General features: G+C 42.7%; 6 protein-coding genes. 3 read left to right on the plus strand and 3 right to left on the minus strand.

Annotated elements, in window-relative coordinates; genetic code table 11:
• Positions 1-113 precede the first annotated feature (113 nt).
• Positions 114-3,998, minus strand: a complete 3,885-nt coding sequence (purL, locus tag H5163_RS20630; protein ID WP_182735855.1) for a phosphoribosylformylglycinamidine synthase — start codon at positions 3,996-3,998, stop codon at positions 114-116.
• Positions 3,999-4,251: 253 nt separating this feature from the next.
• Between purL and mltF the strand changes: the two genes are divergently transcribed.
• Both mltF and H5163_RS20640 read left to right on the plus strand, forming a co-directional pair.
• A complete protein-coding gene (mltF, locus tag H5163_RS20635) occupies positions 4,252-5,772 on the plus strand; it encodes a membrane-bound lytic murein transglycosylase MltF (protein WP_259399840.1) in 1,521 nt (506 codons plus the stop codon).
• 134 nt (positions 5,773-5,906) lie between these two features.
• On the plus strand, positions 5,907-6,074 hold the full coding sequence (locus H5163_RS20640) for a hypothetical protein (protein ID WP_169020230.1): 168 nt from the start codon (positions 5,907-5,909) through the stop codon (positions 6,072-6,074).
• Here the strand turns inward: H5163_RS20640 and tadA are convergent.
• On the minus strand, positions 6,071-6,574 hold the full coding sequence (gene tadA / locus H5163_RS20645) for a tRNA adenosine(34) deaminase TadA (protein WP_145235034.1): 504 nt from the start codon (positions 6,572-6,574) through the stop codon (positions 6,071-6,073). The two genes, H5163_RS20640 and tadA, sit on opposite strands and share 4 nt — an antisense overlap.
• Positions 6,575-6,753: 179 nt before the next feature.
• Between tadA and H5163_RS20650 the strand changes: the two genes are divergently transcribed.
• Positions 6,754-8,058 (plus strand): inosine/guanosine kinase, encoded by a 1,305-nt coding sequence (locus tag H5163_RS20650; protein ID WP_145235032.1) that lies wholly within the window; start codon positions 6,754-6,756, stop codon positions 8,056-8,058.
• 20 nt (positions 8,059-8,078) lie between these two features.
• Here H5163_RS20650 and glsB read toward each other — a convergent pair whose 3' ends face one another.
• On the minus strand, positions 8,079-9,002 hold the full coding sequence (gene glsB, locus H5163_RS20655; RefSeq protein WP_182735856.1) for a glutaminase B: 924 nt from the start codon (positions 9,000-9,002) through the stop codon (positions 8,079-8,081).
• Positions 9,003-9,530 lie beyond the last annotated feature (528 nt).

A 9,530-nucleotide genomic window follows, 5' to 3' on the forward strand; every position in this document is an offset into this window, starting at 1 on the left:
TTTGACCTTTGACCTTTGACCTTTGACCTTTGACCAGCATAAACAAAAAAGGCTGCACAGTGCAGCCTTTTATTCTAGTACTAGATAATGAATCTAGTGTGTATAAATATAGTTTAACCTACATTTTTACGTGCATTGCGGAACATACGCATCCATGGGCTATCTTCGCGCCACTCATCTGGGTGCCACGAGTTAGCAACCGCACGGAATACACGTTCAGGGTGAGGCATCATTACAGTAGCACGGCCATCAGCTGAAGTAATACCTGTGATACCTTCTGGCGAGCCGTTCGGGTTAGCAGGATATTGTGTCGTAGGGTTACCGTAGTTATCAACAAACTTAACCGCTACAGTACCTGACTCAAGCGCTGCTTTCACTGCTGCATCATTAGCAAACTCAGCATGACCTTCACCGTGAGACACAGCGATAGGCATACGAGAGCCCGCCATACCGTTGAAGAATACCGAAGGATTCTCTTGCACTTCAACTAAGCTAAAACGTGCTTCAAAACGCTCAGATTTATTTGTCACAAAGCGTGGCCAATGTTCAGTGCCAGGGATCAACTCTTTTAATGTTGATAACATCTGACAACCGTTACACACACCTAAACTAAATGAGTCTTGGCGCTCAAAGAAGCTTTGGAACTGCTCACGTGCCATATCATTAAATAAGATTGATTTAGCCCAACCTTCACCAGCACCTAACACGTCACCGTAAGAGAAGCCGCCACATGCCACTAAGCCTTTAAACTCTTCCAGACTTAAACGCCCTTCAAGAATATCGCTCATGTGTACATCAACTGCCGCAAAACCAGCACGGTTAAATGCAGCTGCCATTTCTAAATGCGAGTTAACACCTTGCTCTCGTAAGATAGCCATTTTAGGCTTAGCGCCTGTCGCAATATACGGTGCTGCCACATCTTCATTTAAATCGAAGTTTAGTTTAACGTTAAGACCAGGGTCTTTAACATCAAACTTGGCATCAAATTCTTGCTTAGCACAATCAGGATTATCACGACGTGCTTGCATTTGGTAGGTGGTTTCTGCCCAAATAGTACGTAATTCAGTACGCGTGTTACTAAGTACAGGGTTACCAGCGCGGTTAAATACCACACTGTCGTCACTGTTAAGTGTGCCAATTTCATGGCTGATTGCAGCAATGCCATGTTCAGCAAATACTGCGTTCACGACCTCTAAATCACTGTTAGCAACTTGGATTACCGCTCCGAGCTCTTCATTATAAAGTGCTTCAATGTCAGAACCTGTTAAACCATCTAAATCAACAGTCACACCAGTATGACCCGCAAATGCCATTTCAGCCACTGTGGTAAATAAACCACCGTCTGAACGGTCATGATAAGCAAGTAACTTATTATCAGCGACTAACGCTTGCATTGCATTGTAGAAGCCTTTTAGTAATTCAGGGCTATCTACATCTGGCGTTACATCACCTAATTGCTTATAAACTTGCGCTAAACTTGATGCACCTAGTCGGTTTTTACCAGCACCTAAGTCAACCAAGATAAGTGAGGTTTCACCTTTATCTGTACGTAGCTGCGGAGTAACCGTTTTACGTACATCGTCAACACGACCAAACGCGGTGATAATAAGTGATAATGGTGCTGTTACTGACTTCTGCTCGCCATTCTCATCCCACTGGGTTTTCATCGACATAGAGTCTTTACCCACAGGAATGGTTAAACCAAGCGCAGGACAAAGCTCTTCACCCACCGCTTTAACTGCTTCGTAAAGACCCGCATCTTCGCCAGGGTGACCAGCTGCTGCCATCCAGTTAGCAGACAACTTAATGTTTTCAAGCGGTCCAATGTTAGCACAAGCAATATTGGTTAATGATTCAGCTACGGCCAAACGTGCTGATGCACCGTAATTAAGCAATGCTGCAGGTGTACGCTCACCAAGAGACATTGCCTCACCATGGTAAGTGTCATACGTTGCTGCAGTTACGGCACAGTTAGCAACTGGCACCTGCCAAGGACCAACCATTTGGTCACGAGCAACTAGCCCTGTTACTGAGCGGTCACCAATGGTGATCAAGAACGTCTTTTCAGCAATCGCAGGTAAACGTAATAAACGTGTTGCCGCTTCACTTACGTCAATATTTGCAGTATCCAGCGCTTTACCAATAACTTGTTGAGATTGCGCTTCACGGTGCATTTTAGGTGCTTTGCCTAATAACACATCCAGTGGTAAATCAACGGGGTTGTTACCAAAATGGCTATCTGCAACGGTTAAATGACGCTCTTCAGTCGCTTCACCTATTACAGCATATTGCGCACGTTCACGCTTACAAATGGCTTCAAAACGGTCAAAATCTTCAACCGCGACAGCAAGTACATAACGCTCTTGAGACTCGTTACACCAGATCTCATGCGGTGCCATGCCCGGCTCATCATTCGGAATATCGCGCAGTTGGAATTTGCCCCCACGACCACCGTCATTAACAAGCTCAGGGAATGCATTTGATAAACCGCCCGCGCCCACATCGTGAATAAACGCGATTGGGTTAGCATCACCTAACTGCCAGCATTTATCGATGACTTCTTGACAACGACGTTCCATTTCTGGGTTTTCACGTTGTACTGACGCAAAATCTAAATCTTCATTTGATTGGCCTGACGCCATTGATGAAGCAGCGCCGCCACCTAAACCAATGTTCATCGCTGGGCCACCTAACGCAATCAACTTAGCGCCAACAGGAATTTCACCTTTTTGTACATGGTCAGTACGAATATTACCTAAACCACCTGCAAGCATAATTGGCTTGTGGTAACCACGCACCTCAAGGCCATTATGACTGGTTACTTGCTCTTCATAAGTGCGGAAGTAACCGACTAAGTTTGGACGACCAAACTCATTATTAAACGCAGCGCCACCCAATGGGCCCTCAGTCATAATATCTAATGCTGTAACGATACGAGCAGGCTTACCAAAATCAGTTTCCCACGGTTGCTCGTAACCAGGAATACGTAAGTTTGATACAGTAAAGCCAACTAAACCTGCTTTTGGCTTAGAGCCACGGCCTGTTGCACCTTCATCACGAATTTCACCACCAGAACCGGTAGCAGCACCAGAAAAAGGTGCAATCGCAGTTGGGTGGTTATGGGTTTCAACTTTCATCAAGATTTCAATGTTCTCTTGATGATATGCATATTCACCTTCAGCATTTGGGAAGAAACGACCCGCTTTCGAACCTTTCATTACTGCGGCGTTATCTTTATAAGCAGATAATACGTTTTCAGGGTTTAGCTCGTAGGTATTTTTAATCATTTTGAATAGCGATTTAGGCTGAACTACACCATCGATGGTCCAATCTGCATTAAAAATTTTATGACGACAATGCTCTGAGTTTGCTTGTGCAAACATAAATAATTCAATGTCGTTCGGGTTACGCCCTAACTTTTGGAAGTTTTCTACCAAGTAATCAATTTCGTCATCAGCAAGGGCAAAACCTTGCTCAACGTTTGCAGTTGCTAGCGCTTCACGGCCGCCGGCTAAAATGTCAACTGATGACATTTGACTCGGTGCATCAGTACGGAATAACGTCGCAGCGTCGTCCATTGCGCTGTGCGTTGCTTCGGTCATGCGGTCATGTAATAAGGCTGCAACTTGATTTAATTGCTCAGCGTTTAAGTCACCTTCAACATAATAAGCGATGCCGCGCTCAACACGGTGTACTTGAGTTAAGCCACAATTATGTGCAATATCCGTCGCTTTTGAAGCCCATGGCGAGATTGTGCCAGGACGAGGCGTTACTAACACCAAAGTGCCTGCAGGTGTATGTTCGGCAATCGTTGGACCATAGGTAAGTAACTTCTCAAGCTTAGTTTGCTCATCACTTGACAGCTGTGCGGTTAGATCTGCAAAGTGTGCATACTCAGCGTATACATTAGTGACTGGAAGTTGCGCCTGTTGGCAACGGGCTAAAATTTTCTGAACTCTAAAATCGGAAAGTGCTGGTGCACCACGAAGGATCAACATAGGTATTTTCATCCGGGGTTAGGGATTGAACGATATTTTAGGCGGGTATTATATACTCAAGTAACTCGGAAATACAGGTTAAGCAGGGAATTAAAATTGCGGCAAGAGCGCTATAAGTTAGCATCGTTTATTACTAATAATGCCTAGTGGCAGATGAAATATCAAACACAGTAAAGTCAACTATGACAAATCGCCAAGTGACGTCATCGCAAAGTTTTGATATAAGGGTGTAATAGCATTCAAGGGGCACAGTATGTTTAAACAAAAGCTAATAACAATCATTACGTTAGTAATGCTTTTGTGTGCCTGCGATATGCAACAGCAGCAATCTCAACTTAGCCAAATAAAAACTCAAAACAAAATCAGAGTGGGTACGTTAGCTGGAGCAAGTAATTATTATCAAGCAGTGCAAGGTGAACAAGGATTTGAATATGAGTTAGCCCAAGAGTTTGCAGATCACCTTGGGGTTGAACTGGAGATGGTGCCATTTTTTAACTTATCCGACATGTTTTCACGCTTAGATAGCGGCGATTTAGACTTAATAGCCTCTGGTTTAACGTACAATAAAGTACGCGCCCAAGATTACCGTTTTGGCCCAACCTATCGCACAATTAGCCAAAAACTGGTTTATAAACAAGGTAGAATAAGACCTCGTGATTTTGATGATCTAACCGATAACCTGACAGTACTTGCCAAAAGTAGCCATTCATTGGCACTGCAACAAATTAAACAAACTCACCCCAATTTAAATTGGCGCGAAACAGAAGATCTCGACGAAGAAGAGCTATTACAAGCAGTGATCGATGGTGAAATTGATTACACTCTTGCCGACTCACATACCCTATCGTTGTTTCGTCGCTATCACCCTAATCTTAGTATTGGTTTTTCTGTTACTCGTAACGATCCCATTGCTTGGCTGCTGCGCAAAGACGGCGACGATTCGTTATATGCGTTAATGGTGCCGTTTTTTGGTGAAGTAAAACAAAGTAATCAGCTTTATGTACTTGAAGAAAAATATTTTGGCCATGTCCGCCAATTTAACTACGTTAATACCCTTGCCTATATTGAAGCAATTAAAGAAACACTGCCAAAATATCAACCTTGGTTTGAGCAATATGCAGGCAGCCTAGATTGGCGATTACTTGCAGCTTTAAGTTATCAAGAATCAATGTGGAATCCGCGAGCAAAATCCCCCACAGGAGTTCGTGGTATTATGATGCTCACTCGTGATACTGCAAAGCAGGTCGGCGTAACTAATCGTCTTGCTCCTGAGCAAAATATCAAAGGCGGCGCAGAATATTTGACGAAGCTAGAAAAACGAATTCCCGACCGCGTTCCTCAGCCAGATCGTACTTGGCTAGCTTTAGCATCCTATAATATTGGTTGGGGTCACGTGAACGATGCTCGTATTATTACCGAGCAGCAAGGTGCTAGCCCTGATAAATGGGCTGATGTGAAAAAACGCTTACCGCTATTAATCAAAAAACGTTACTACCGTAAAACCAAGTATGGCTATTCGCGCGGTGACGTTGCAGTCAAGTATGTGGATAATATTCGTCGTTACTACGATGCACTAGTTTGGTTAGATGAAAATGACGCGATCAGCACACCGACTACTGAACCCGATGATGCTGAACAAATAGATCAATCTACTACCCAAGCTGCTGAGATTAAAAATCCAAAGCCTGCCACAATACAAACCACGGTCTCCCCAACAAAAGATGACAGTATCGATGAGCAAGCACCGCAAAAAAAAGATAACGGCGAACAATAAAAATAACTTTAAATGCGATAGGTACGCGCAAACTAAAATATCTATTTACTTGTCATCAAATGATCACTAATGTGTAGTATCAAGTATATAATTAACTTATATCTTTTCTCACTCTCACATTTTCAGGAGAAACCATGCTGAAACGTCGGCGTACACATTCGTTCAAACGAAATGTTATTTATTCATCATCTACCCGTCGCAGAATAATGCTGCGTAATTTACATAGAAAAGTAATTTGGCGTCGCAGAATGTTTGCAATGCAACAAATGGCAGAGTTAAGCATTGCAGCACCTGCAGGTTAAGCCTTCAGGTCACGCAAAGCTTTCTTTGCAGCTTTTATTTCTTGACGGCGGCGTTTAAAAAAATCAGAAATAGTTTGCCCACATAACTCACCTAGTATTCCGGCCTCAACTTCAACCTGATGATTTAATCTAGGATCTTGTAATAGATTCATAATAGAGCCTGCTGATCCTGTTTTTTCATCCGCAGCACCAAACACTAAACGTTTGATACGACTGTGTACTAGCAACCCGGCGCACATAGAGCATGGCTCCAACGTGACGTATAAAGTACAATCAATCAAGCGGTAATTATTAACGACCTTGCCACCTTCGCGTATCGCAATCATCTCTGCATGAGCAGAAGGATCGTTATCGGTAATCGAACGATTGTAGCCAGCTGCAATCAACTGATTATCTTTGACCAGCACAGCACCGACTGGAATTTCATTCAACTGCTCCGCTTTTTTTGCATACTCTAGAGCTTGCGCCATCCAATATTGATCGTTCAATTGTTCACTCATTGACTTAATCTTTAACTAATTATTGTTTAATTATACTCACTTAGGCCATTAAAACGCTAAATATACTGATTAGTGATAAAAATAAAACAAATTAAAACAGCTTTAACATGGCTCACCCCGTGCGATTTACGATATAATCTCTCGCTTTTTTTATTTAGCTCACAACACACGGGTAGCAAATGAAATTTCCTGGACGCCGCAGGCATAAACATTATTTTCCAGTGGAAGCCAAAGATCCACTTACTAATCAACTCAACGCCAGTGATAAGTTGCAACGCAGCTACATCACAGGGATAGATCAAATCGTAGTTGATATAGAAGCTAAAGTCGATCAAGCTTTCCTTGACGAATTTCAACTGCGCCGAGGTATGTCGCAAGTTATTGATAGTGATATAACCAATGCATTATATGACCGCTTAAAACTCAACGATATGATCGATTATGAGTTTGCAGGCGGTACTATCGGCAACACTATGCACAACTACTCAGTATTAGCGGATGACCGCTCTGTACTACTGGGTGTGATGAGTGAAAACATTAAAATTGGTAGCTACGCTTATCGCTTTTTATGTAACACCTCAAGTCGTGTCGATCTCGACTACTTACAACCGGTAGATGGTCCGATCGGTCGCTGCTTTACACTCATTGACGATACTGGTGAACGTACTTTTGCCATCAGCGCAGGGCTGATGAACCACCTACGACCTGAATCAATCGATCAGGAGTTAATAGAGAACTCATCGGCATTAGTGATCAGTGCTTACTTAATGCGTACGCAAGGTTCTGAGACAATGACAGAAGCAACAATGCAAGCTGTCAAATATGCCAATGATGCTGGCATCCCTGTCGTACTCACTCTTGGTACTAAGTTTTTAATCGAGCAAGACCCTACTTGGTGGGCTAGTTTTGTTGAAAAACATGTTGATATTTTAGCAATGAATGAGGAAGAAGGGCTGGCAATAACTGGCTTTGAAGACCCTCTACTTGCTGCTGATAAAGCACTTGATTGGGTAGATTTAGTGATCTGTACCGCAGGTGAAAAAGGCTTGTTTATGGCAGGCTACATCGATGAGCAATTTAAACGAGAAACAGAATACCCATTGCTGCCTGGCGCAATACCAGATTTCAATCGTTATGAGTTTTCGCGCGCTATGCGCAAAGTTGACTGTCAGCAGCCAATTCGTGCATACAGCCATACAGCGCCATTTATGGGTGGTCCAGACTCTATTAAGAACACCAATGGTGCAGGAGATTGTGCATTAGCGGCGGTACTACATGACTTATCGGCAAATGTTTACCATAAGCTCAATGTTGGTAATTCAGCTAAACACCAGCAACCGGCAATGACCTACTCATCATTAGCACAAATTAGTAAGTATGCTAACCGTGCCAGTTTTGAGGTGTTAGTACAGCATTCACCGCGCTTATCTCGTGGTTTACCTGAGCGTGAAGACTGCCTCGAACAGGTTTATTGGGAGCAGTAACAACTCCCAATACATATTAGTTAAAAAATAGAGATATCAAGTTTTTTAGATAGCAGCTCAAGGGCTGCTATTCCTGCCACCGAGTTGCCAAATGAATTTAACCCAGGCGACCATACTGCCACTGTAAACTTATTCGGTAACACCGCTAATATAGTGCCCGATACTCCTGATTTACCCGGCATACCAACCCTATAACCAAAATCGCCCGCCGCATCATAGAGGCCGCTGGTAAATAATAATGAGTTGAGCTGTTTGTTTTGCAGACTTGAAAGTACGCGTCTATTAGACACGTTATCTATCCCTTTATTGGCCAGAAAGTTATATGCTTTAGCCAATTCGACACAATTGAGCTCTATTGCACAAAAATTAAAATATGCCCATAACACATCATCAACTTCGTTTTTAAAGTTACCAAAGGACTTCATTAAATGCCCCATTGCAGCATTACGATGACGAAATTTATACTCAGAATTAGCGACCTTCTTATCAATCACTATGCCCTTATTTCCAGACAATAACCTAAATGTTTCTAACATTGAATGCATAGGTGCAGACAAGCGGCTATATAACGCATCACAGGTAACGATAGCACCGGCATTTATGAAAGGGTTACGCGGTATACCCTTTTCAAACTCAAGCTGAGTCAAAGAGTTAAACGCAGTACCTGACGGCTCTTTGCCGACTCGTTGCCATAATTCATTACCATAGCGCTGCAGCGCTAACGTTAACGTCATTACTTTAGAAACAGATTGAATTGTAAAGCGTTGCGAGCAATCGCCTGCGCAAAATGTCTGGCCATCAGTCGTATATATAGCAATAGAAAATTGGTTAGCATCAACCTCAGCCAATGCTGGAATATAATCCGCCACTTTACCTTGTGATAACAGTGGTTGCACCTCAGCGGTAATTTCATTTAAGACTTGTTGATAATCAGAGGTAGGCAAGGTAACCCTCATTGGCATTGAAAACAGAAATAAAATTCTACCATATTAGAAGAAAAGCAGACTGACTTTATTACTCAAATAATACCTAATAAAACACGCTTACAGTCACTTATTAATAATGCTGATTTGCTTTTTACTTACAAAGAGTGCGAGCTTGCCTATCACTTATAGAGGGCGCTAGTTTTCAAGATTAGAAAATGACAGTACACGCATGTCAAAGGTTAACGCTGACGGCTCGAAGCCAATAGCTTTCCTGCAGACGTAAAAAAGCCCGACTATTGCTAGTCGGGCTTTCTCAATTTAGATCCTGTCAATGTCGTGGTGCCCACAGCGGTAGAGAGTCACATAACAAATGTATAGAGTAGGCTTTAGGCTCTTATTCTTTTTTACCTAAAACCTATTGCCTTTCACCTCGAACCTTCATTTTACTTTATTCCAGACGTAAAAAAGCCCGACTATTGCTAGTCGGGCTTTCTCAATTTGGAGCCTGGCAATGTCCTACTTTCACATAGCAAATGCTACACTATC

Origin of the sequence: Pseudoalteromonas sp. SG44-8, from assembly GCF_014164125.1 — a bacterium.
GTDB classification, from domain to species: Bacteria; Pseudomonadota; Gammaproteobacteria; order Enterobacterales; family Alteromonadaceae; genus Pseudoalteromonas; species Pseudoalteromonas rhizosphaerae.

What these genes read in the sequence shown, in the direction of transcription:
- H5163_RS20640 (WP_169020230.1), top strand. Translation starts at nt 5,907, where the DNA reads ATGCTGAAACGTCGGCGTACACATTCGTTCAAACGAAATGTTATTTAT.
- mltF (WP_259399840.1), top strand. Translation starts at nt 4,252, where the DNA reads ATGTTTAAACAAAAGCTAATAACAATCATTACGTTAGTAATGCTTTTG.
- purL (WP_182735855.1), bottom strand. Translation starts at nt 3,998, where the DNA reads ATGTTGATCCTTCGTGGTGCACCAGCACTTTCCGATTTTAGAGTTCAG.
- tadA (WP_145235034.1), bottom strand. Translation starts at nt 6,574, where the DNA reads ATGAGTGAACAATTGAACGATCAATATTGGATGGCGCAAGCTCTAGAG.
- H5163_RS20650 (WP_145235032.1), top strand. Translation starts at nt 6,754, where the DNA reads ATGAAATTTCCTGGACGCCGCAGGCATAAACATTATTTTCCAGTGGAA.